The following is a 23,849-nucleotide window of genomic DNA, read 5'->3' on the forward strand; positions in this document are numbered from 1 at the left end:
GGTTGCCATCCTTTTTATTTTTGGTGCAACTGCGCCTTATATTTTAGTTTATTTCAGCTTTTCGAAACACGGGACTGCTGTCTTTTGAATGACTTCATTTAATGTTTCAATATTTGCTTTCCCTTGAGTTTGTAACCACTCTCTCGCCGCGTCCACACCTGATTCTTTAAAGACTTGAACCCCGTCTTTCCAGGTTGCCCGTCCGCAAAGAACACCATTAAACTGTGAGCCCGATTCATGGGCGAAGAGCAAGGTGTCTTGGAACAATTTCGCGCTGACACCCGCACTTAAGAAAATAAATGGCAAATCGGTGGCATCGCTTTGCGCTTTAAAATGCTGCTCAGCTTCTTCCTTCGTATAAACAACTTCAGTCCCAAATCCTTCAACATAATCCATGTTGACAGGAACTTCCACCTTTAATACATCGACATGGTACTTTGACTTGGAAAACTCTGCCATCATATCATTGACTTTGTGGGGTTTCATTTTGGCGTATTCTTTGCTTTTCACATCATCAATTTTACTATCGTAAGTGACAACTTCTAAGAAGAAAGGAATGTCTTCCGCCAGACATTCCGAACCGATGCGTTCCACAAAAGCATGCTTTTGGTCATTTATTGCGTCCGGTTCATCAATATCATAATATAGCAGGAACTTCACCGCATCCGCGCCTTGTTCTTTTAATCTATGGGCTGACCAAACCGGCAAAAGATCCGGAAGCCTGCCAGGCTGCGTCGTATCATATCCGGTTTTTTCATAGGCAATCAGCAGACCCGAGCCCGATGCACGTTTTTTTGCTGCGGGCAATCCGTACTCAGGATCCAATAAAATGGAAGAAGCATGCAGTGTTAAGGTTTCAGAAACGAGAATTTTAAAAGATTCCATCGCTTCTTGTGATGCTTGTTCCCCCATCATTTTTTTCAAAGCCCCGCGTTGATCAATAGCAAGGGCGCTAATGACGCCTTGATCATTCATTAATCGCTCTAAGCCTTGGCGTTTTTGCTCACTAATAATCCTCATTTATCTCGTCTCCTTTTATCCTGCATTTTTAAGAAAAAGTTGATAGATTTCCTCGGCATTTTCAGCTTGATAGAGTTGATCGATAAAATCTTGGTGAACCAATCGTTTCGATACCTCGGATAAATATTTCAGGTGGTCATTGGCCTTTCCTTTAGGGATAAACATGGCAATGACAATTTTTGTCGGTTCGCCGTCAAGCGCCTTCCAGTCGACGCCTTGGGTGAGCTTCAATATAGCAATGCTTGATTTTTTTATACTTTCAAGTTCCGTATGAGGAATAGCGATCCCTTTCTCCATACCTGTTGTGCTTAACTTTTCCCTTGCGATAAATCCTTTAATGACCTCATTCTCATCACTGCAGATCCAATTTTGTTTAGCCATTTTCGCGAGTTTTTGAAAAACTTCTTTTTGAGTAGATGCCTGGACCTTACAGTCAATATTTCTTATATCAAAAACTTGCGCTAAATTTTTTGAATCATTGTCTTCTTGATTTTCCTGTTCAGATAAACTTTTCTGTTCACTGTCTGCCTGTTTTTCTTGATCAGACTGCTTTTTAGCCGCGCTCCTTTTTTGGTCCACACTCATGAGGAACCCGCCGATAATGGAACCGATTAAAATCGCTAAAACCCATAGAAGCGCGTGCTTAACAATCGGTAAGACAATAAATCCGCCATGCGGCGCCGGCACTTGGACTTTAAACATGTATGTTAAAATGGCAGCAATCGACGATCCAAGCATCAGCATCGGTATCACTTTAAGCGGTTTTTTCGCCGCGAAGGGAATCGCCCCTTCAGTGATATGCGTTGAGCCTAGGAGGAAATTCACATAACCGGCGCTTCTTTCGCTTGCCGAGTAAGCCTTTCTGCCAAATAACACGGCGAAACCCGTAGCCAGCGGCGGTGCGATACAGGCAGCAGATACACCGGCCATGAAAAAGTAATTCCCTTGGGCCAATAACGCCGTTCCGGTGACATAGGCCGCTTTATTGACAGGACCGCCCATATCAAAAGCACACATACAGCCGACAATTAAATCAAGGAGAATCGGATTGTAATCTTGGACACCCGTTAAAAAGTTCATCATTCCCTTATTAATCGATTCCATTGGAGCCGAAAGGAACCACATGGCAAAACCGGCAATAAAGATGCCTAAAACAGGATATAAGAAAATTGATTTTAATCCATTCAATTGTTTCGGTAAACGTTTGAGTAAAAATGCCAACCCCAGCATGATATATCCCGCAAGGAAACCGCCGACAATCCCGCCCAAAAATCCGGTTCCATTTATATAAGCAATCATACCGACGATGAAACCGATGATTAAACCTGGCCGTTTCGCAATGGCTTCGGAAATATAAGCACACAAAACTGGAACCATCAAATTCATTGCAATGCCGCCAATGGTTTTGAGATAATAAGCAAATTGGTTATATTCAGGACTTTTTGGATCAGCCGAATTGATACCAAACATAAAGGAAATCGCGACCATCACACCGCCAGCTACGACAAGAGGCAGCATATGAGAAACACCATTCATTAGAGCAGCATAAATCGTATGCCAATAGGATGTTTTTTGCAGACTTTGGCTTGGTCTGTCTTTTTTTGCTTGTCCATCCTTATAGACAGACGCATTCCCTGATAAAATGGCATCGATTAGTTTTTCCGGCTCTTTAATACCTTTACTAACCGGTACATTAATGAGCGGTTTTCCGATAAAGCGGTCAATATTTACATCCTTATCAGCTGCGATGATGATTCCGTCAGCCGCATCGATTTCTTCATCAGTTAAGGCATTTTTAATGCCATCTTGTCCATGAGTCTCGACTTTAATTGATATACCTCTTTTTTTGGCGGCTTCTTCTAATGCTTCTTGGGCCATATAGGTATGGGCAATGCCAGTCGGACATCCGGTTGCCGCGATGATTTTATATGTTTTCATTCAGAACTCCCCCTTTTTAATTGAATTTGCTGTTTTAACAATGGTATATCTTCCAGATCACTTAAGCCCGCTCTAAATGCAGTCGAAGATCCGGCTGCCGTCGCACAGATTAAAGCCTCCTCTAAATTCTCTTTCTTCAATATCTTCCCAACAAATACAGCGAGCATCGTATCGCCGGCACAAGCCGTATTTACCACTTTTCCTTTCGGAGCCGTCGCAAACAATACATTTTCCTTGTCTACATACAACGCGCCTTTTTCACCGCGTGAAACCAAGATTCTTTCAGCGCCTTTATCTAACAAAGTTTTTGCGGCCATCACGAGTTCCTTTTTCGATTCCAGTTTCGGAATACCCAGGAGATGTGCCATTTCTTCATTATTTGGCTTAATCAAATAAGGACGATGGGGTAAACAATCCATTAATCTAGAAGAACTGATATCAAGAATGAGTGAAAACCCTTGTCTTTCTGATAACTTAGCAATCGTAACGAAAATGTTATCGCTTACACCTTTTGGTAAACTGCCAGAAACAAAGAGTATGTCTTGACTCGTTAGTTTTTTGATATGCTGAATAAGTGCCTCTTGAGCTTTTTGAGAAATTTCCGGTCCCCGATTGACAGCCTTATACTCCAACTGACCCGAGCGGATGAACGTATTGATTCGTGTAATCCCATCGACTTTGACAAAATTGACACTTATTGAATTTTCGATTAATTGCTGCTCAATATATTCTCCTGTGAATCCGCCCAAAAATCCGGTAGCCGTGCTTTTGATGTCCATTTTCTTTAATATAAACGAGATATTAATAGCCTTTCCATTCGCCTGGTAGTCTTCATAAATACTTCGATTGACATTAAAAGGCTCATATTGCTCGAACGCCATAAATAAGTCAATGGCGGGGTTCATGGTACATGTGTAGATCATCATATCCCTTCTTTCTTTTCAACCCGAGACTATAGTATAATTGTGGCACATACATTCATGTAAATGTTTACAAAGTGCCCTTTTTAGGCTGTAAAAGTTTTCATTGTGGAGATGTTGGTATGCCGGATACATTTTTAAATAGAGTTAAACAGCACTTTCATATTTTAAGTGAGTCGGAACGTTATTTGATTGAATATATCAAGCAGCATTTGGACACCATTCCGCAAATCTCCATTGTTAAGCTTAGTGAAAAAGCGAATGTGTCAACGGCTACAATTGTTCGCACGATGCAAAAACTCGGATATGGCGGTTTTACTGCTTTTAAAATCCACTTAAAAGATGAGTTTGATTCTAACCCTAAATTTTCTATTATTGAAAAAATTGATAAAGAGATTCGAGAAGCTATTTTAAAAAATGAGCAAGAGGTGACCAAAACGATTGAACTTCTTGATAGCGGGACGATTGAAGATGCGCTTCAAAAGATCATTCATTCAAGGAAAATTGTGATTTTCGCCAGAGGATTTTCTGAACTGATCGCTAAAGAAATGATGATCAAATTTCAACTTTCAGGAAAATATTGCGAGCTGCACGATGATCCAAATATCATAAAAACTATAAGCAAAACCATTGATAAAAAAGATATTGTTATACTCGTCTCCTTAAACGGAAAAACACTGGAACTGGTCGAGGCCGCAAAAAATTGCCGGCAAAACGGAGTAAGTACGATCCTTCTGACAGCCAACCAAAACAGTCCGTTATATGATCTCAGCGAAATTTCCCTTGTTGGCTTTAAATCGGAAAAATCCTATTTTCCCGATTACGAAGTGCGCTCGCGTCTTCCCATACAAGTCATGGCCCGAGTCATTCTCGATGCCTATGCAATTCGAACGAAGGAAAGGTTGTTCTAATCAATTAAAGAACTCTTGCGGAAAAAATTCCGCAAGAGTTCTTTAAAATTGGGGGGATTTTGATAGGTAAGCTGCAAATAAGGCGGCAAGACATTCTTCCGCGTCACCAACAGTTGAAGTAATGACTGCAGCTCTGAAGGGACTCTTAGTTAGATAATAAAGTTATGACCTTTTAATAAACCGCAATGTCTCTTCAATTATCAATTCTTTATCATTATCCAAAGTCGCCACATGATAACTGTTATCCAATTGCACAAGCCGCTTTTGTCTGGACGATATATTATCAAAAATCATTTGCGAATTTCCAGGCGGGACAACATGATCCTCTGTTGATACAAAAATAAGCGCTGGACATTGGATCTTATGAAGCCCATTCCTTACTTTCTCCATAAGCATTACAATTTCTTTTACCGATTTCACCGGTGTTTTGTCGTAAGCCAATTCTCTTACATACGGTTTTTTTATATCTGAACCGATAGCGTCCAGGAATCTTGTTTCTCTTTCATTTTGAAGCGCTGCCATGTCAGGAATATCGATTGCGGCATTAATAGGAATGATGGCTTGAATGTCCGGATGATTTTCAGCCATGTATAAAGTCAGTGTGCCGCCCATTGATAAGCCTGTGACAAAAATTGTTTGGCACCTTTCTTTTAACCATTGGTAGCCTTCTTCAACAGAAGCAATCCAGTCGGCGTATGTTGTTTGTTCCATTTCATAATAATGTGTACCATGTCCTTTCAATCGCGGTCCGCAAACCGTGTATCCCTCTTTCGCATACGCCTCCCCGAGATCACGCATACTTTGGGTTGAGCCGGTAAATCCGTGAATCACTAATATCCCAATATCATTTCCTTCAAAATAAAAAGGTTCCGCTTCCTGTAATACAGGGTAAGTTTCAGCCATGATTATAACCGCCCTTCTTTTTTACTAATTGTAACATTATTCAAATAACTCTCGCTACGCAAAAGAGAACCACATCCATTACTAAGATGTGGTTTTACCTTTTGGCCCTTTACCAATTAATCGGGTAACGATCAACATCGTCACTGGCAGTGAGCGGTTTTTCCTAAAAGCCAGATATTTGCCTTTCCAGATCGGCTGATATTTACCTTTAAACCTCCTTAATCCGCTGAAGCTGTACATATAATTGACATTGTTAAAGATAACAGCGGCTATACGCTCTGATAAAAAGGCATATTGTGATTGTCCGACATTAGACAATGGCGCCATGCCGGCATTAAAATACTGATAGCCTTCTTCTTTGGCCCATTGGAAGAGGTGAACAAACATGGCGTCCATGATCCCGCTCGGTGAATCCGGATAGTATCTCATTAAGTCTACCGAAATATATCCCTCTTGATACATTGGCATTAAATTCATAAAGGCAACAATTTTCCCTTCACTGTCCGATAACGTCGCAATGTCAGCCCTTGATAGGTAAGATGAATCGAAATAGCCAAGTGAAAAACCTTTCTCATGTTGCTTGCCAAGCCATGCATCAGACACTTCCTTAATATCTTTAATAAAAGCTTCCGAAAATGGCGGTGAATGCAATTCAAATACATAGCCTTCTCTCGTAAAACGGTTGAAAGTGGCTCTGAGCCCCGCCCGTTTTTTCCCTGATATTTTAAAGGTTTCAAGCGGTACGATAGCCTCCTCACCGAGTTTAAAGAATCGGTATCCAAGGTCATGATAGAATGCCATATTTTCGCCGTCTATTTGATATAGGATGATCGTATAACCGTAATAATCGGCGGCGTCATGAAATTCCTGAAGTATTTTCCCGAAGGATTCAGGTTGTCCTGCAGGGTCACCCAAGACAATCAGTCTGTGACCAGACTTGGCAAACTGGAGCATAGCTTTATTGTCACTGCTAAAGAAAAACCGCTTATCCCCTAAATAACCTAAATGGCTTAAAGCATTCCCGCCGTTTTTCTCCAGAAAATCTTTAAGCTTTTCGAAGTCCGGGTCTTCTCCCGGGAGCCGATGATGAATTTTATTATAGGAAATCTCAAAAATCAATATATAAACAACTGCAAAAATCAGCGCACCCATGGCAATCCCATAAAAAACGAAATTTAACTTATGGGGCTGATTTAATAACTCCAATACTAGAGAACTTGATTTTAAATAAACCGAGAGCGCCAGGATCGCTAAAACAACAGTCCGGCCAATCGTCGCAAATGAAAATGGATAGCTTTCTCTTACAAAAGATGAACGCTTTAAAAACAGCCCAACTAAAACTAACAATATAATGAGACTGACCAATAGGGAAATCGTAAAAATGCCAAGTATTGCGGTCAAAATAAGAATGATACTGACCATGTAGTAAACCCTTTTGGTCCGCATGTACATTTCATGCACTAAAAATAACAGAATCAGACCGCAGCCAAATAAAAACATATAAAGGAAGAAGAATATCCTAAAATAGAGATGTGAACTGACCTCATATCTTAATAAAATAACGCCTATTGAAACACTGAAAAAGATCGTGCCGCTAATGCATATCATCATTAGCGGAAACGTTAAGTTCGCTAATTTTTGCAAGAATAGACGCTGTAATTTCCAAAGCACCCCCGTTGTTTCAACTGCCGGCATAAAAAGCTGATGATCCTCGACCTTCCTTTTAATTGTTTCAGACATCTCTAAGGCTGCAAAGATAAGACCGACAATAAACGGGATAAAATAATAGACGAGCCGGTAAATTAACAACGCGGTCAAAACGGTCCCCTGATCTGCATGGAAGGCTTCGGCGCCTATTAAAATCATTAAGTCGAATGAACCAAATCCGCCCGGGACTAAACTAATTAATCCCGCAACACCTGCAATGGTGAAAATACCCATTACATGAACAAAACTTAACGGGATATGAACAAGCTGAAATATCACAAACAAAACTAGTGCAGCAGCTGTCCATTCCGCTAAAGAAGTTATTGTAAACTGTGCCGATACTTTAAAGGAAATATTTTTAGACCTTTTTACAATCGAATAAATTAAATAAGCAGGCGCAATAAGAATCACGCCTATTACAGCTATCCACAGCCACGGTTGATTATGTAAAACGGCACGAACCGGAAATACATTAAATAAAACAAACCACAAGAGAATGGATAATCCGTTCATGACAGCAGGCGTCATCCAGGCAATGCTTTTAAGCAGTCCGCGCCCTTCTTCTACATGGTCCCTGTATAACATTGAGCGAAGACCAACACCTGCCAGGCCGCCAAAGCCGATGATATTGTTAAAAGAGTTGGCTACCCAGGAAACGCGAAATACTTTACTTAAGGGAATTTTAGCATCTAAAGAACGGGTTAAAAAATAGTCATAAAAGCACATGACAGAAACAGCTAATAAGCCGACAATGACTGTTAAGATAAAACCTCCAGCATGCAGTTCTTTAATAGCAACAAAAGACTTCCTTATTGAAATATGGCTTAATTCCCTTTTCCCTTGGAAAAAAATAAACAGAATCAGGAAAATAGGAAATATTATTTTAAAAATATTTGTTATCCGTTTCATTATACTGGAGGACATCAATAACATCCTTTCCATCCAAAATGTGCTCAGAGAACAATCATAATCTATTTTGATTTGACAATGCAATATATGCCAGCCCTTTAAATAAATTATCGGTTTTTATACATATTTTAATAAGGCTGATTTAGTATTTTGTCTATATTTTTCTCCATTGACAATATTTTACCCTTTTTAAAGCATACTAGAAAACAGCATTTAACAAAACTTTAACATGAAAAAGACACCCGGAAACCAGGTGCTTGTCATTTAATTCTTTTTTAATGATCATGCATTTGTACTTACTTTGTCCTCTGTATTCACATTAACGGCTTTTTTTCGTGTAGCCACACTGACCGCCGCTGTTACAAATATATTAATAACTAATGCTATAACCCCTACATCAAAATCCTTTATCTGCTGCGGTAAGAAGGGCAATAACTTACCAACGGTTGTCCCTGTAATCGTAATATACGCAACAGTAACGACACCAGCTGCCACACCGACAAAAGCCCCTTGTTTCGTAACGGGGTTCCTTTTCCACAAACTGCAGACTAGACTAGGGAACAGTTGTGTAACAAAACTATACCCCATCACTAGTAATGATGCGATTGTCTTTCCCCCATGGAACGTAAAGAAAAGGGCAATGATCGCAACAACAACCATTAAAATACGCGTAATTCTTGTAAGCTGTTGATCTGTTGTTTTAGGTCTAAAGACTTTATATACATTCTTGGATAAAATCGTTGCCGAAGCCATTAATAACAAAGAACTTGGTACAAGGGCCGCCAAAGCTCCTGCTGCACCGATGACGCCGACAAACCAAGGAGAAAAGGCTCTTTTGGAAATTTCAAACAGCGCCATATCAGTATCTTTAAGACCCGGAACTTTCATTGCCGCCGCAAAACCGATAAAAATAACAGACACTAAAATAATTTGATAGAGCGGCATAGCGATGGCATTTCTTCTTAAAGCACGTCCACTTTTTGAAGTGTATGCAGCGCTAAATGCATGGGGCCACATGTACGCACCTATTGTGAATAAAACAAGCGTTGAAACAAACCATGATGGACTCAACCCTTGATGAGGTAAAGTTATAAACCCCGGCTTTGCGGTATGAATGGTCTCAAACATATTTTTGAAACCGCCAAAATAGTGTAATGGTAAATAAATTCCCATAAATATAATCACGATCAAAATAATGGCATCCTTTATGACTGACGTCCAAGCCGAACCATGAACTCCTGAAACCAGCACATAAAGAAGCGCAACGATCATCCCAATCCAAATCGCAACAGTCGGTGATATAACGCCGTAGGATGTTTCAGACACAATAATTCCTAATCCTTTTAATTGCAATACCAGATAAGGAATCATGGCGACAACGCCAACAATGCCTACTAGAACCCCTATGGCGTTACTGTTATATTTATGAGCAAAGAAATCCGATTGGGATAACAAACGATGTTGTTTAGCGTATTTCCAGATCGGCGGCAGTAGCCAATAAGAAACAACAAAGTAACCGGCATTAAAAACGTAATATGCTGGGCCACCTGAAGCGTATGCTAAACCGCTTCCTCCCAGAAATGTAAATGTCGTAAACGTTTCACCTGCCATGAGCAAGAAAACAAACAATGATCCAAGATTGCGTCCCCCGACTGCCCATTGTTCCAAATTCATATCCTTACCTTTACGGGCACGTACGCCTAAATAAATGGTTAATAGCAAGACAAGAAAAATGATAACAAGGGCAATATTCATTCGTTCTCCTCACTCTCTTTATTTGCAGGATCAAATTTATAAATCACATACAAAAAGCCCGACGTTAATATAAGCCATAATATCATCCAAAATAAAATGATAGGAATGCCGAGGATATACGGCTCTACCCGATTAATTACGATAAATGAACAAATAATTGGAATGAGACTTATTAAAAATAGAATTTTTCTCATTGTACAATTCCCCTATTCGTTTAAATTCATTTGAGGGCGCTTACTAATTGCGGAATCAAACTTTGTAACGATTTGAACAAAAAGCTCAATAGCCGTTGGAATTGTATCTTCATCAATATCGAATCTTGGATGATGATGGGGGTACGTACTTTTTTCGCCGCCCATTCCTACAAATAAATACGCTCCCTTTTGCTTTTCTAAATAGTAGGAAAAATCTTCGCTTGCCATCATTGGGCCCGTACGTTCGTAAACTGTTTCACCAAATGTTTTTATAATAATTTCTTTTGCATATTCACTCATTTCTCTATCATTAACAACCGGAGGCGCTCCCCAGCCAAATTCTACAAAACCTGCTGCATCGTAACTTTGGCAGATCCCTTTAACAATTTTCTCCATTTCATGACTGATTGCACTTCTTGTTTCATTCGAAAAGCTTCGAATTGATCCGCCTATTGTCACCTTATCGGGAATAACGTTATAAGCATTGCCTGCTTCCATCTTTCCAATTGATACGACTGCTGGAAATAATGGATCTAACCGTCGGCTGACAATCGACTGCAGAGCAAGAATAATATGACCGGCGATATATGTCGGATCTACTGTGTCATGCGGCATGGAGCCATGGCCGCCCTTTCCCTGAATCGTAATGGTAAAATCATCAGCTGCTGACATTGCCATCCCGTGGCAAACGCCAACCTTGCCTTTTGGGAGACTCTGCATCAAGTGCAAGCCAAATACCGCATCTGCATGATCAACAACACCCTGCTTTACCAATGCCTCGGCACCGCTCGGAAAGTCTTCCTCTGATGATTGGAAAATGAATATAACATTGGGTTTGACTTCATCCCTATGTTCGCTTAACCATTTTGCCGTTGCCAGCATAATCGCTGTATGTCCATCGTGACCGCACATGTGGGCGATACCCGGTCTTTTTGAAATATAACTTTTATCTCCCTCTTCTAAAATCGGCAAAGCATCAATATCCGCACGCAAAGCGACCGTTCCGGCATCCTCTGTTCCTTTAAGATAGCCTACGACACTTGGGGGTTCATAATCTAAAATATCAATATTTAAATCAGTTAAGCATTGTTTGATATATTGACAGGTTTCAAATTCTTTTCCAGATAACTCAGGGTATTGGTGCAAATGGCGACGATGTTTGATGGCCCAATCGGCTAATTCCGTTGATACTACAGCACTCATTTTTGATAACCTCTTTCTTCATAAAATTAATTTCCACATTATGAAAATACTTTCTGATAACTCTCATATTAACATTAAATAACTTTCAAATTATTTTGTCAACAAATTTTTACAATATTCGGAATGTGATAATTTTAATTCTCCTCCTTTTATTTGAGGGTAATGAAAAACCTGCCAATATTGGCAGGCATCATTCAAATGCTCTTATTACCCTTCTCCATTGATGAACCGCATAACGGGCACTGCTTATTATCCAGCTTGGCGTCTTCATTGGAGGTAATCTGTTGCCAGGCAATACATGTTGAACTTGTACAAATCCATGCTATAACGGTTCTTTTTGATGCCGGCTCATTTTGTTTTACGAATTGTTTCCCTGGTTTCTTCAAACTGTATGGTGACAGAAAAAATCGGGAGACTTCAGCTTTATGCCCCCGGTAATACGCGGGCGAGCAAATATAGATTTCATCCTTTGCCCGTGTAATTGCCACATAAGCCAGCCGCCTCTCCTCTTCAATGGCATCCAATGCTTTTTCTTTCTCCGTTTTATCCACCCTGACGTCTTCCAATCGCCCGGCATCTATTGCTGAGCTGTGAGGAAGAATGCCTTCTGAAGCACCGATTAGAATAACGACCGGGAATTCCAAACCTTTGGATCTGTGGATCGTCATTAATGAAACCGCATTGGCATCATTTGCTTTTGACAAACTCTGCAGCGCTTTTTGCTCTTTAACGATATCATCTATAAACCGAATAAACGCAGTAATACTGTCAAACCTTTTTGCCGACGATTCAAGTTCATCTAATGTTTCTTTTATATTTTCCTTATGTAAGGATGTTTTCTCAAGGTTAGCTTCAAGAAATTTATCATAAAAGTTTTTGCGTATTTGCCGAATCGCTTTTAGCGGTTTTTCGTCTTTAAGTTCTTTCGTTAACTCAATTCTTTCCTTTATATTGTTCCTCTGATAATCTTTTAGATCAGGCGATTTTGTAAGATGAATCAGCGGATACTTTTTCATTTGAGTATTTTCCTGACTGTTAATCATAGACATGCCGTTTTGCCGGTTGATATAAAGTGTCGGTAATATACCCTCGATGGCATCGAAATCCCTTGGGTTTAATGATAGACGCAAATAATCAATGATAGGCTTTACAACCCAATGTTCATAGAAACTATCATCCTTTAAGGAATATGGGATAAAAGGGATTCGATTTAATATCAGCTGTTCGAACATCGCCCGGCTGCTGCTGGCCGTACGATGAAGAATTGCAAAGTCACCATATTCTCTTCGGCCTTCCCCGACCTCCCGTTTAATAAAACGGATAATCATTTCCGCTTCCTCATCTGTCGTTTGCGGGCGGCAGTATTCCGGGATGGCGTCAGCCTTCTTTGTCGCCTGCAATGTCTTCTTTCGTCTTTTCGAGTTCTCTTGTATCACTTTATTGCCCAAACCAACAATGCTGGCTGTTGAACGATAATTGATGTCTAATGTGACTGTTTGCGCTCCGGGAAATTCCTTTTGAAAGTTTAATATAAAATAATTGCTTGCCCCGTTAAAGGAATAGATGGTTTGATCATCATCTCCGACGACAAAAAAGTTTTGGTGATGTTTAACAATCATTTTAATCAATTCATATTGCAAGACGTTCGTATCCTGAAACTCGTCGACCATCACGTATTTAAAGCGCCTTTGGAGTGATTGAAGTAAAGCGGGCGACTGCTTAAGGAGATGATAGGATTCAAGTAAAATATCATCAAAATCCATCTTGTTGTTATCTTTCTTCCATTGCTCATAACGCTGATAAATTTGTTTCTGCTCTTTTTCAGCATCGGTTTTATCCGGCATTTCCTTAAGATTAATTTTATATGAAGAAAATAACGACAGAAGTGTCTCAGGCTGATAGGCATCATGCAGGCCCATTTTTTTTAGAATTTGCTTAATCGTGATTTGCTTGGCTCTTTCAGATCCTAAGATTTGCTGCCGAAAACCGCTGTGTCTTAAGATCGTCAAGAAAAAAGAATGGAACGTGCAGGCCTGAACAGCGTAAGCCATTTGCTTTGTTAAGCCCGGCAAACGGGAAATCCGGTTCTTCATTTCATCGGCTGCTTTCTTTGTAAAAGTAACCAGCAGAATGTTGCCAGGAGCAACATGGTTGACGTTAATTAAGTAACCGGTTCGGCTTATCAAAACAGAAGTCTTTCCCGATCCCGCACCGGCCAATGTTAAAACAGGACCATCAATATGACGAACCGCTTCAATTTGCGGCTTATTAAGAAAAATATTTTGCCGCTCCAATGCCCGGAAATAAAAAGCATCCGGTTCATGGTCCTCCACAATGTCCAAACTCGTTTCACCGCTTGCCATTTCAGCATGCGGTATTTTTTTATCATTTGAACCAAGCGGTGTTTTATGAAATATTATTTCTTCCAATATATATCACCAAATTATAATTTCAAAGTTTTATAGTATCTATTATTGTATCTTAATCATGGATAATTTTAAAATCGTTCCTAAATATCGCTGTTAAAAATTAATAAAATACCCCATTAGATTTCTCTAACAGGGCATTCGTTCAATCGCTTAAAGTTTCTTCAGTTTTTTCAGATGGTAAGGAAACAGGCACATTCTTTCTTTTATATCTTATAAAATAATAGAGATAACAAACAGCCATTATCCCTATTCCGTAAAAGAATCCCGTTCGTTGCGCTGGATCAAAGATTGGAAAGATAAGGGTAATTGTACAGACGAGCAAACAAAACAGCGGAAGGACAGGGTAAAGCGGCGCCTTAAATTTTAAATCTTTAACATTTCCGCCATCTTTAATAAACTTTTTACGGAATTGATATTGTGAAAGAGCGATGCCCATCCAAGCTATAGTAACGGATATACCTGAAGCTGATGTTAACAAAACATAAACCGTATTTGGCGCCAAAAAGCTTGTTAATAGTGACAGCAAAGAAAAGACAGTCGTAATAAGGAGCGCATTTAACGGCACTTTACGCTTTGTCAGCTTTCCAAAGACAGGGTGAGCCATTTTTGTTTTTGAAAGGGACCATAACAAACGTGTCGAAGCATATAGACAAGAATTTCCTACTGATAAAACGGCTGTTAAAATAATAAAATTCATAATATCAGCTGCAAAAGGAATACCGACGGAATCAAAAAGGGTCACAAATGGACTTTTCATAACACCAAGCGATTTCGTTGGGAATAGAGCTGATAAAACAATCACCGACGCAATGTAGAAGAAGAGAATACGAACCACAACATTTCTTACTGCCTTAGGGATGTCTTTTTGCGGATTTTCGCTTTCACCTGAAGCAATACCTATCACTTCTGCGCCTTGATAAGAGAAAATAACATTGATCATCGTCATAAAAATGATCGAAATACCTGCTGGAAATAAGTGCCCCGATGACAGATTTGAAAGATGAGGCGCCGGTCTCCCATTCATGTGAACGAAACCGAATACAGCACCGATACCAATAATTAAAAAGAGAGCGACCGCCAAAACCTTAATAGCTGAAAACCAGTATTCTGCCTCAGCATATCCCCTCGTCGTTAAGGCATTTAATAAAAAGAGAATAACGATAAATACCGCACACCATATCCAGATTGGTGTATGAGGAAACCATCTTTTCATTAAAATGCCCGCAGCCGTGAACTCAACACTTGCAGTTGTCGCCGACCCGATAAAATACATCCAGCCTAGCATAAAGCCTGTCGCAGGACCTATAAATTTAGTGGCATAGGCCTGAAAGGAACCCGTGACCGGCATATAGACTGACAGCTCGCCAAGACAAAGCATGACGAGAAACAAGACAAGCCCGCCTATAAGGTAAGCAATTAGGGAACCGCCTGCGCCTACCTGATTAATCGTGTAGCCAAGATTTAAAAAAAGCCCGGTGCCGATGACACCGCCAAGAGAAAGCATGAATAAGTGCCGGCTTTTCATTGAACGTTTTAATTGATTGTCATGACCAGCTTCCTTTTTCATCAAAATCGCCCCCCAGACGAAGCTGTTTTAGGAATATTAAGTCAATTGGCTTAAGGAATGATCCCTTTTTAGAACTTGGTTCTAAAAAGGGATTAAAGTTAAATTCGTACAATCGGACATGTCAGACAAGTCGGACCGCCTGTTCCTTTAAACGATATTTCATCACCCGGATACTCAAATACTACCGCTCCGGCGCTCTCAAGCATCACTTTTGTTTTCGGATTGCCTTGTAATATTAAACATTTTCGCGGTGCAAGTGCCAAGACGTTGCTGCCTAAATGGTCATATTCCTCTTTTGGCACCTCAATGAATTTGATGCCCCTGTCTATCAACCATTCTCTGAAAGAGACCGGCATATACTCGGAGTAAACAACCGCCAAATCGTTATCTACGAGACTAATAATTGACATGAGATGCAAGCATTCATCCGGTCCGTTGCCATGAGGAAGAGGAACGACAATAAATTCATCCACCAGGCCGGAAACAATCTCCCGCAATTGCCGAATGCCTTCATCATTTGTACGATACCCGCGCCCGACCGCCAGCGTCCGTTCATCAATCCAAACGATATCTCCGCCTTCCACGCGGCCTTTACCGGTAATCTCACCAAGAAACGGTATCCCTAATTCATTTAAATATTCTTTATCCGCCGCCGGTTCACCTTGACGCAGGGCCTTACCCGGCTTCAACAATATGGCGCCTTTTTTGGTGATTTTAACGGCATCATGAGTATAAATGGAATCCAGCCCAACTTCACTATGACGCGGGAGATAATGGACATTTGGGATATGACCTTTTATTATGGCTTCAAACGCTTTATATTCTTCAATTGCTTTCTCATAATCCGGGCAGCTCACGTAATTGTACGCTTTCCAATGCTGCTCAAGATGTTCTTGGCTTATAAAGGCGTCTCTAGGGTGTTTGATCAATATGCTTTCAATTTTGCCTGCCATAGATTGACAACCGTATGCCATTGCTGCCACCCTTAAAACCTTAGAGACAGGCAGCTAAGTCCGCCGTCTTGCTTTCTGAATTCGCTCATTTCTAATTCAATCGTTTGATAACCTGCATCTTCAATTCTTTTCTTAGCCTTTTCATAGCCTTTAGGCATAATCACATAATCATTGACGCGTATACAGTTTGCGGCATATTCTTCATCAGCATCAATCTTAATTTGATTGAAATCTTTAAAGAGATCATGATCAATAAATTCCCCGGCAACAACCATATCCCGATCACCCAAATAAGCGATGCCTGTTTTCAAGTGGAAAAACTTTTCGAGCGGGACAATCGTTCCGGTGTAACCGTATTTTTCCAGAATCGCAATAAGCTGCTTAGCCCCTTCTTCATTAGTTCTGTCAGAAAGACCAATATAAAAATGATCCTGTACTTGAAGGACATCACCGCCGTCAAGCGTGCCAGGGGATTTAATATATTCCAAAGTATCATAGAATTTCTTTAATACTTCTTTCATATCGACAATCTCGCCATTACGGCTGTCTGCGCCCGGGTTAGTAATGATCGCGCATTTTTCTGTCACGATAGCGGTATCCTCAACAAAAGTTGAATCCGGGAATCTTTCATCCGCTTCTAAGACAGTGGCTTCAACGCCGCATTTTTTTAATGCTTCAACATATTTGGCGTGCTGCTCAAGCGCCTTTTCATAGTCGGGCTTGCCTAAATCCGAAGTTGTTAAACCATTAACGAAACTTTTGCTTATTTTTTTAACAATGACTTGTTTGAACATTGAAAGTCCTCCTTGGATTTATTTAAAATTTACAATTAAATTAATTCTACCTTTTTAGGCAATTTAATAAAATGGTAAGTTATTCATTTTTTATATTCAAAATATTCTTTGGATTTTCTTACACTGGTATCTTGTGTTAACAATATTTCCGTTAACCTTCTGATAAGCATCGGCAGGGTATTGAAAGAGTAAGGTTTATAAACCCTTTCTGTCCATTTATGCGCGTCCTTGCCGTAGACACCCATGTTAATCGCAGGTATTGAAAGTGAACGAATGTCTTTAACCGGAATTGAATAGCATTCGTTCCATAATGAAAAGTTTTCTATTAATGCCTCCAGACCTTCATTTGTTTCGTGCAAGCTTAAATAGCTGCTGTCGGATAGGAAAGGAAAGAAGCGTTTAATCGCAAAACTGTCTTGTTCTCCCGATTCTTCTACAACTTGTTTCATAGCATTAAGAATCATGTGATCTCGTAATTTATGATCTCTTAAATAATTATTAGGTAAGTACGGCGGACTATAAAACAAAATAACACGCGGTTTCTTCTCGCTATCTTTCTGCTGAAGGGCATCAACGATTTTAAAAGATAACTCCCGCAGTTCCATCCCTTTATGGTCCTGCACCGTCTGTCTTATCACATGATCAACGTCAATACCCCGGTCTTTTAGTAACGAAATATACTCCTGCAAAGTATTGACCTCAATATGCCATGACAGTTGGGATGTTATTTGGCCTGTTTTTTTGGCATACCTGTCATAATTTTCTTTCAGCTTTTCTTCTACAGCTGTACAAGCATCTATCGTTAACCGTTTTAACTTGTTTATCACACCTGCCAGACTTTCTTCATATAAAAAGTAATTAAAATACATGTAGGTCTTAAAAGGCGTTTGTACATTATAAATATCTTTTTCATCACGCTGATACAAGCACGACGGGGGATTAACGACCTCACCTTCAATGTCCTCAATTAAATCCATATTATTATTAATCTGCCAATTAATTTTAGAAGCAATTAGAGTTGAGTCTATCCCTTTTAGTGTTTCTCCAACATGTGATTCTCTTCCATATATATAGAAAGATGGCAGTAACTTTCCGGCAGCACCCGTATAAAGATAGTGTGTCTTGTCATTTTCAAAAAGCGGACTGACAAAATCACTATTTATAGCCGCAATAAATTCAAGACCTTCTTCAATCTGGAGACGTTTTAATTCTGAAATTGCTGCTATAACGCCTTTATGCTCAGATTCTTCATCAGGATTGAACATGACAAGTAAATTTCCTTGCATTTCATCATGGTGTTCCGAGAAGTATAATAAATTCGCAAGATGGACCGCATCACCGCTCTGCATGTCAAGAGCTCCCCGCCCGAACATCCAGTCTCCGGATTGTGCCTCCGCTTTAACTTCCGGATCAGCCTCGTATTCTTTGAAATAGGCCATCAGTGCATCCGGATTGAAAGCTTTATCTTCAATTGATCCAAAATCTTTCACACCGACTGTATCAAAATGGCTGTGATAAATCATGGTTGCAGGCGCGGAAAGCCCGCCCTTTACAAACGCGAAAATATTTTTCTTTCTATATTTGCTGTCAGGTATAACTTGTTCCCAAAGATGTTCCGGGTGACGTTGAAAATATGGAAATGAAGCAATCCACTGTTTGATTTGGTCTGCCTTTTTACTTTCACCTTCTGTCCCGGTCACACTTGGTATTTGAACAAGCTGTTTTGTCATAAATTCAATTTGTTCGGATAACGATTTTGTTTGTAAAAAGTGATACATGACAGCCTCCCCCCTTCGAAATGATGCAGCCTAACAATTACAGTTAAGTTGAAAACTGCAAAAATCATTATTAATAGCAGAATAATAGAAAACGCTTACAATCATTCATTTAAAAACGAATCATCTCCCCTTTTAAAAATGATTCATCAAAAATTATTATTGTATTTCGTTTAATTTTTCCGTATTACGGAAATGTTTTTCATAATACGATAAAATCTAATTATATTTAAAACCATTTTTATTATTTTGTCAATACACACTATTTAAAAAACCAGCCGTATATTTATTTACACCATTTCTTTACTCATGTAGAATAAAAATATCTAAATATAAAATGGGAATTGGAGAAGACTATGGTTCAATCAATTGACAGGGCAATGCAAATTATAAATATCCTGATCTCAGATGACAGCAAAAATTCATGGGCCATTTCCGAAATTGCAAACGAAACCGGGCTTCCGCTAGGTTCGGTCCACCGGATTATCAGCACCTTAATGAAGCATGGTTTGGTATCACAGATCCCCGAGACAAAGCGATATAAAGTGGGATATACCTGGATGGAAATCGGACTCCGTTCACTCGAAAATATCGATTTCAGAGAAGCGACTCGTCCTATCATGGAACAATTGGCTCTGGAAGTTAAAGAGAGTGTATATTTTAGTATACCTAATGGAAACTTTGCTATTATTATTGATAGAGTTGACAGTCCTTCAAGTGTACGAATCATAGATAACCTCGGCGAACGAATCCCTTTGCATATCGGCGCCGCCAATAAATCAATGCTCGCTTATATGGATGATAAAAAAGCCAACCGTATTATCAACCAATTAATAGATTCTGAGGACGATAGATTAACACTGTTACAGATGCTCCGTGAAATTAGAACAAACGGGTTCGCTGTAAGTTACAGCGAAAAAACAGAAGGAACCGCATCTATTGCAGCTCCCGTCATCGGCTTTAACAATAAAATCATCGGCTCATTGTACATCAATTTGCTGAGTCACCAAATACCGGATGACCGATTATCTTTTTTAATCGAAAAGGTTAAAAATGCCGCCAATGAAGCCTCAATGCGAATTGGCAAAACACCATAAGGCTTAAAAAATAAAGAAGCCGATTCCTTAACGAACAAGAATCAGCTTCTTTTAAAATGCCTGGCAAAATCAAATTTTATTTTTCTACTAAAGAAGATTGGAAGAGATTCAGTTTACCGATCCGATTAACAGCCTCTATAAGCCGCTCTTCATCCACTAATAAACCGACTCTTACATAACCTTCACCATATTTGCCAAATCCTTTTCCGGCTGCAACAGCCACATCCGCTTCTTCAAGTAAATAATCAGCAAACGCTTCGCTGGTAAAACCATCCGGGACAGGGAGCCATGCGAAAAATGAACCCGCTGGCGCTTCGACTTGCCATCCAATTCTTCGGCATGCCTTAATAAAGGTATTCCGGCGCTGTTCATAGAGTAATACGCTGTCTTCTACACATTGTTGATTACCTGTTAAGGCTGTAACAGCCGCTTTTTGTACAGCCGGAAAAAGACTGACGTATAAATGGTCTTGTATGAGGTTTAGGCTTTCGATAATGACAGGGTTTCCTATTGCAAAGCCGATGCGCCACCCCGCCATATTATAAGTCTTCGACAACGTGTACATTTCCACGCCGACTTCTTTTGCCCCCTCTGCCTCAAGAAAACTTACGGGCTTTTTACCATCAAAGCCGATAGCCCCATAGGCAAAATCATGCAACACTGCGATATTATGTTTTTTCGCAAAAGCAACTGTTTCCTCAAAAAATGCCCGATTTGCCGTCGCACCGGTCGGATTGTTCGGGTAATTTAAATACATTAACTTCGCTGCCTCTGTGTATTCTTCCGGTATTGCGTTGTAATCAGGCAAAAAATCATTTTGAGCTTTGAGAGGAAACGTCTGATATTTGGTATTGGATAACGCAGCCCCTGATAAATAATCAGGATACCCCGGGTCCGGCAATAACATAAGGTCTCCCTCGTTTAACAAACACATCGGCAGTTCGACTAGACCAGCCTTTGTTCCGAATAAAATGGCTACCTCAGTTAATGGGTCAACATCAACACCATATTGCTTTTTATAAAATGATGCTGCAGCATTTTTTAACTCAGGCATGCCGCGGAACGGGGAATATTTGTGTGTGTCAGGGTTCTCCGCTGCGGTTTGCAGGGCTTTAACAATATGAGAAGGTGTTGGCTGATCAGGATTACCCTGTCCTAAGTTAATAATATCCCGCCCTTCGGCAATAGCTCTACTCACCTTCTCAACTAAGGTTGCAAAAAATTGAACAGGCAGTTTTTTTAAGCGTTCTGAATATTCCATGTGATCCACCTTTAAGCGTAATTATTTGTACAAGATTATAAAAATTCTATAACCTTTGTATGAAGATGTCCAGAGATATAATTTGGGATGCTATCTAAAGGACTACTTTACAGGAGCTCTTTTTTTAAAAGGTAATCTTAAAAAGTTTATAAAAGAAAGGGACCTTTATTTCTGCTTAACATTATTTAAGCAGCCGATCTTTAACTTCAAGTTTTATCCTCGAACAAAAGTCATTTAACGAAACAGCTTCTGATCCTTCCCCGCTATATTGTCGAACATTGACTGCTTGATCATTTTCCTCTTTATCACCGACAACTAAAATATAAGGGATTTTATTCATTTGCGATTCACGAATTTTATAGCCGAGTTTTTCATCTCTGTCATCGATGTCAACCCTTATACCGGCTTCTTTTAAAAGCTTTTCGACCCGGCTGGCATAATCAAGATGCGCTTTTGATACAGGAATTACCTTAGCTTGCACAGGGGCTAACCAAACCGGAAAGGCTCCGCCAAAATGTTCAATCAAAATACCGAAGAAACGGTCTAACGATCCATATATCGCGCGGTGAATGACAACTGGACGGGCTTTCCCGCCTTTTTCATCAACGTAATTCAAATCAAACTTATCAGGCATTTGAAAATCAAGCTGAACAGTTGCACACTGATGACTTCTGTTTAAAGCATCTTTAATATGGAAGTCTATTTTCGGTCCGTAAAAAGCGCCATCACCCTCATTGACCGAATAAGGGTATTTTAATTCTTTTAATACATTCTCTAGTGCACCTTCGGCCTTTTCCCATAGACTGTCATCGCCCATTGAATCATCTGGTCTTGTCGAAAGTTCCACGCTGTATTCAAAACCGAAAGTGCTGTAAACTTTGTCAATCAGCTTAATAATCTCTTTTATTTCTTCTTCAATCTGACCCGGCGCCACAAAGATATGGGCGTCATCTTGACAAAATGTCCGGACTCGAAACATACCATTTAATGCGCCGCTGAATTCATGCCGATGAACTTGGCCGAACTCTGCCAGGCGAATCGGCAAATCCCGGTAAGAGCGGAGTTTATTTTTGAAAATAAGCATGTGACCTGGACAATTCATTGGCTTTAAGGCAAAGCTTGTTTGATCAACTTCAGTAAAATACATGTTTTCCTTATAGTGATCCCAATGTCCAGATTGCTCCCACAAACGCTGATTCATCATAAAAGGTGTACGTACTTCTTCATAACCGTTTTTCCTTTGCAGTTCTCTTAAAAAAGCTTCCAGTTCACCTTTAATCATTTGCCCTTTTGGCAAATAAAACGGCATCCCTGGTGCCTCTTCTGAAAACATGAATAATTCAAGCGCTTTGCCAAGCTTCCGGTGATCGCGCTTTGCTGCTTCAGCCAAAAAGTGAAGATAACGATCTAAATCCTCTTTCTTAGCAAATGCCACGCCGTACACCCGCTGCAGCATTTTATTTTTACTGTCTCCGCGCCAATAAGCGCCCGAAACATTTGTTAACTTAAATGCTTTAATAAAGCCAGTTGACGGCAGATGCGGCCCTCTGCACAAATCAGTAAATTCACCTTGTCTGTAGATTGTTACTTTTTCTCCTCCAGGAATATCTCCCAGCAGTTCCAATTTCAACGGATCATTTTGAAACATCTCATAGGCTTCCTTCCGGGACACTTCAATCCGCCCGATATCCAGATTTTCATTAATAATATCTTGCATATGCCCCTCAATTTTTTCTAAATCTTCAATAGAGAGGCTTTCGGACAAATCCATGTCATAATAAAAACCATTTTCAATAACAGGACCGACGCCAAAATTGACTTCTCCATAAATTCTTTTAATAGCTTGAGCTAATACGTGAGCCGTAGTATGACGCAAGATTTTAAGGCCTTCTTCTGAATCTAAAGTTAAAATTGTAACTTCCGCATCTTCACAAACAGCACGCCTCAAATCATACAATTTGCCATTTACACTACCCGCAACTGCCTTCTTCTTTAAACTTGTGCTAATTGCCCCGGCGATTTCTTCCAGCGTTATCCCTTTAGGGAATGTCCTTTTTTGACCATCTGGAAAAATGATTTGAATAAGTTTGTCGTTCATCATTAAACACCCCTTGTTAATTTTTTATATAAAAAAACCGCATTCATCCCATAAAAGGGACGAATGCGGATCGTGGTTCCACCCTTGTTTCCGTCAAAAAGCTTAACTTAGCCTATTTAACGGCTCATTATTACGGTAACGTCGCTGTGACGGCATCGGATACTTTTATTTTCCCCGATACAGCTCAAAGGTGGTAAGTGACTCCTCGTATTAGGAAGTTCTCAGCTCATCTTCCTTCTCTGTAAAACCGTTTTGAATCACCATTGTCCTTCTTCATTGCCTTTAAAAATTGGTTCTACGTCAAATGTTGGGGTAGGAGTAATAGCTCCTACTCCTTAACCTAACTGATATCCCATTGATTTATATTGATGATGTAATAAAACACGTAATCGTAAACGATCATAACGCTTAAAAC

17 protein-coding genes and 1 other annotated feature are annotated in these 23,849 nt (G+C 39.9%); of the genes, 2 read left to right on the top strand and 15 right to left on the bottom strand.

Annotation, left to right across the window (positions count from 1 at the left end):
- Positions 1–48: 48 nt before the first annotated feature.
- Genes lacD through pfkB form a run of 3 tightly spaced genes read right to left on the bottom strand, consistent with a single transcriptional unit; the run spans position 49 to position 3,884 of the window.
- A complete protein-coding gene (lacD, locus tag ACFQRG_RS19010) occupies positions 49–1,020 on the bottom strand; it encodes a tagatose-bisphosphate aldolase (protein ID WP_380969055.1) in 972 nt (323 codons plus the stop codon).
- Positions 1,021–1,035: 15 nt separating this feature from the next.
- Positions 1,036–2,958, bottom strand: a complete 1,923-nt coding sequence (locus ACFQRG_RS19015; protein ID WP_380969057.1) for a fructose-specific PTS transporter subunit EIIC — start codon at positions 2,956–2,958, stop codon at positions 1,036–1,038.
- Positions 2,955–3,884: a 1-phosphofructokinase gene (pfkB, locus tag ACFQRG_RS19020; RefSeq protein WP_380969060.1), complete on the bottom strand. Its 930-nt coding sequence runs from the start codon at positions 3,882–3,884 to the stop codon at positions 2,955–2,957. Before pfkB ends, ACFQRG_RS19015 begins: the two co-directional genes overlap by 4 nt.
- A 116-nt stretch (positions 3,885–4,000) precedes the next feature.
- Between pfkB and ACFQRG_RS19025 the strand changes: the two genes are divergently transcribed.
- Entirely contained in the window at positions 4,001–4,789 is a 789-nt protein-coding gene (locus ACFQRG_RS19025) for a MurR/RpiR family transcriptional regulator (RefSeq protein ID WP_380969062.1), read from the top strand.
- A 162-nt stretch (positions 4,790–4,951) separates the two neighbouring features.
- Here the strand turns inward: ACFQRG_RS19025 and ACFQRG_RS19030 are convergent, their stop codons facing one another.
- From ACFQRG_RS19030 to ACFQRG_RS19075, 10 genes are all read right to left on the bottom strand, one after another.
- Positions 4,952–5,692 (bottom strand): alpha/beta hydrolase, encoded by a 741-nt coding sequence (locus ACFQRG_RS19030; RefSeq protein WP_380969065.1) that lies wholly within the window; start codon positions 5,690–5,692, stop codon positions 4,952–4,954.
- An 81-nt stretch (positions 5,693–5,773) separates the two neighbouring features.
- Positions 5,774–8,323 carry a bifunctional lysylphosphatidylglycerol flippase/synthetase MprF gene (mprF, locus tag ACFQRG_RS19035; RefSeq protein ID WP_380969067.1) on the bottom strand — a complete coding sequence of 850 codons (2,550 nt, stop codon included), beginning with the start codon at positions 8,321–8,323 and terminating at the stop codon, positions 5,774–5,776.
- Between the two features lie 267 nt (positions 8,324–8,590).
- Positions 8,591–10,063 carry a sodium:solute symporter family protein gene (locus tag ACFQRG_RS19040; protein WP_380969069.1) on the bottom strand — a complete coding sequence of 491 codons (1,473 nt, stop codon included), beginning with the start codon at positions 10,061–10,063 and terminating at the stop codon, positions 8,591–8,593.
- Positions 10,060–10,257: a DUF3311 domain-containing protein gene (locus ACFQRG_RS19045; RefSeq protein ID WP_380969071.1), complete on the bottom strand. Its 198-nt coding sequence runs from the start codon at positions 10,255–10,257 to the stop codon at positions 10,060–10,062. Before ACFQRG_RS19045 ends, ACFQRG_RS19040 begins: the two co-directional genes overlap by 4 nt.
- A 12-nt stretch (positions 10,258–10,269) precedes the next feature.
- Positions 10,270–11,460 carry a M20 metallopeptidase family protein gene (locus ACFQRG_RS19050; RefSeq protein WP_380969072.1) on the bottom strand — a complete coding sequence of 397 codons (1,191 nt, stop codon included), beginning with the start codon at positions 11,458–11,460 and terminating at the stop codon, positions 10,270–10,272.
- 194 nt (positions 11,461–11,654) lie between these two features.
- The gene (locus ACFQRG_RS19055; protein WP_380969074.1) at positions 11,655–13,889 is read right to left on the bottom strand and encodes a UvrD-helicase domain-containing protein; all 2,235 of its coding nucleotides are present in this window, start codon (positions 13,887–13,889) and stop codon (positions 11,655–11,657) included.
- A gap of 142 nt (positions 13,890–14,031) precedes the next feature.
- Entirely contained in the window at positions 14,032–15,456 is a 1,425-nt protein-coding gene (locus ACFQRG_RS19060; RefSeq protein ID WP_380969077.1) for an amino acid permease, read from the bottom strand.
- A gap of 98 nt (positions 15,457–15,554) precedes the next feature.
- Positions 15,555–16,430, bottom strand: coding sequence for a dimethylarginine dimethylaminohydrolase family protein (locus tag ACFQRG_RS19065; protein ID WP_380969079.1), 876 nt, complete (start codon positions 16,428–16,430; stop codon positions 15,555–15,557).
- Positions 16,431–16,441: 11 nt separating this feature from the next.
- Positions 16,442–17,203, bottom strand: a complete 762-nt coding sequence (locus ACFQRG_RS19070) for a dimethylarginine dimethylaminohydrolase family protein (RefSeq protein WP_380969081.1) — start codon at positions 17,201–17,203, stop codon at positions 16,442–16,444.
- 83 nt (positions 17,204–17,286) lie between these two features.
- Positions 17,287–18,981 (bottom strand): M20/M25/M40 family metallo-hydrolase, encoded by a 1,695-nt coding sequence (locus ACFQRG_RS19075; RefSeq protein ID WP_380969083.1) that lies wholly within the window; start codon positions 18,979–18,981, stop codon positions 17,287–17,289.
- 353 nt (positions 18,982–19,334) lie between these two features.
- Here ACFQRG_RS19075 and ACFQRG_RS19080 point away from each other — a divergent pair, with 353 nt between their 5' ends.
- Positions 19,335–20,075: an IclR family transcriptional regulator gene (locus ACFQRG_RS19080; protein ID WP_380969085.1), complete on the top strand. Its 741-nt coding sequence runs from the start codon at positions 19,335–19,337 to the stop codon at positions 20,073–20,075.
- A gap of 76 nt (positions 20,076–20,151) precedes the next feature.
- Here the strand turns inward: ACFQRG_RS19080 and ACFQRG_RS19085 are convergent, their stop codons facing one another.
- Entirely contained in the window at positions 20,152–21,336 is a 1,185-nt protein-coding gene (locus ACFQRG_RS19085; protein ID WP_380969087.1) for a pyridoxal phosphate-dependent aminotransferase, read from the bottom strand.
- Positions 21,337–21,517: 181 nt separating this feature from the next.
- Positions 21,518–23,434, bottom strand: a complete 1,917-nt coding sequence (thrS, locus tag ACFQRG_RS19090; RefSeq protein WP_380969103.1) for a threonine--tRNA ligase — start codon at positions 23,432–23,434, stop codon at positions 21,518–21,520.
- A gap of 52 nt (positions 23,435–23,486) precedes the next feature.
- Positions 23,487–23,720, bottom strand: a binding site (T-box leader).
- Positions 23,721–23,849 lie beyond the last annotated feature (129 nt).

It is taken from the genome of Scopulibacillus cellulosilyticus, from assembly GCF_042665295.1.
Taxonomy (GTDB): Bacteria; Bacillota; Bacilli; order Bacillales; family Sporolactobacillaceae; genus Scopulibacillus_A; species Scopulibacillus_A cellulosilyticus.

Excerpts from the sequence above, each read along its gene's own strand:
- lacD (WP_380969055.1), bottom strand. The coding sequence starts at position 1,020 with ATGAGGATTATTAGTGAGCAAAAACGCCAAGGCTTAGAGCGATTAATG.
- ACFQRG_RS19015 (WP_380969057.1), bottom strand. The coding sequence starts at position 2,958 with ATGAAAACATATAAAATCATCGCGGCAACCGGATGTCCGACTGGCATT.
- pfkB (WP_380969060.1), bottom strand. The coding sequence starts at position 3,884 with ATGATGATCTACACATGTACCATGAACCCCGCCATTGACTTATTTATG.
- ACFQRG_RS19025 (WP_380969062.1), top strand. The coding sequence starts at position 4,001 with ATGCCGGATACATTTTTAAATAGAGTTAAACAGCACTTTCATATTTTA.
- ACFQRG_RS19030 (WP_380969065.1), bottom strand. The coding sequence starts at position 5,692 with ATGGCTGAAACTTACCCTGTATTACAGGAAGCGGAACCTTTTTATTTT.
- mprF (WP_380969067.1), bottom strand. The coding sequence starts at position 8,323 with ATGTCCTCCAGTATAATGAAACGGATAACAAATATTTTTAAAATAATA.
- ACFQRG_RS19040 (WP_380969069.1), bottom strand. The coding sequence starts at position 10,063 with ATGAATATTGCCCTTGTTATCATTTTTCTTGTCTTGCTATTAACCATT.
- ACFQRG_RS19045 (WP_380969071.1), bottom strand. The coding sequence starts at position 10,257 with ATGAGAAAAATTCTATTTTTAATAAGTCTCATTCCAATTATTTGTTCA.
- ACFQRG_RS19050 (WP_380969072.1), bottom strand. The coding sequence starts at position 11,460 with ATGAGTGCTGTAGTATCAACGGAATTAGCCGATTGGGCCATCAAACAT.
- ACFQRG_RS19060 (WP_380969077.1), bottom strand. The coding sequence starts at position 15,456 with ATGAAAAAGGAAGCTGGTCATGACAATCAATTAAAACGTTCAATGAAA.
- ACFQRG_RS19065 (WP_380969079.1), bottom strand. The coding sequence starts at position 16,430 with ATGGCATACGGTTGTCAATCTATGGCAGGCAAAATTGAAAGCATATTG.
- ACFQRG_RS19070 (WP_380969081.1), bottom strand. The coding sequence starts at position 17,203 with ATGTTCAAACAAGTCATTGTTAAAAAAATAAGCAAAAGTTTCGTTAAT.
- ACFQRG_RS19075 (WP_380969083.1), bottom strand. The coding sequence starts at position 18,981 with ATGTATCACTTTTTACAAACAAAATCGTTATCCGAACAAATTGAATTT.
- ACFQRG_RS19080 (WP_380969085.1), top strand. The coding sequence starts at position 19,335 with ATGGTTCAATCAATTGACAGGGCAATGCAAATTATAAATATCCTGATC.
- ACFQRG_RS19085 (WP_380969087.1), bottom strand. The coding sequence starts at position 21,336 with ATGGAATATTCAGAACGCTTAAAAAAACTGCCTGTTCAATTTTTTGCA.
- thrS (WP_380969103.1), bottom strand. The coding sequence starts at position 23,434 with ATGAACGACAAACTTATTCAAATCATTTTTCCAGATGGTCAAAAAAGG.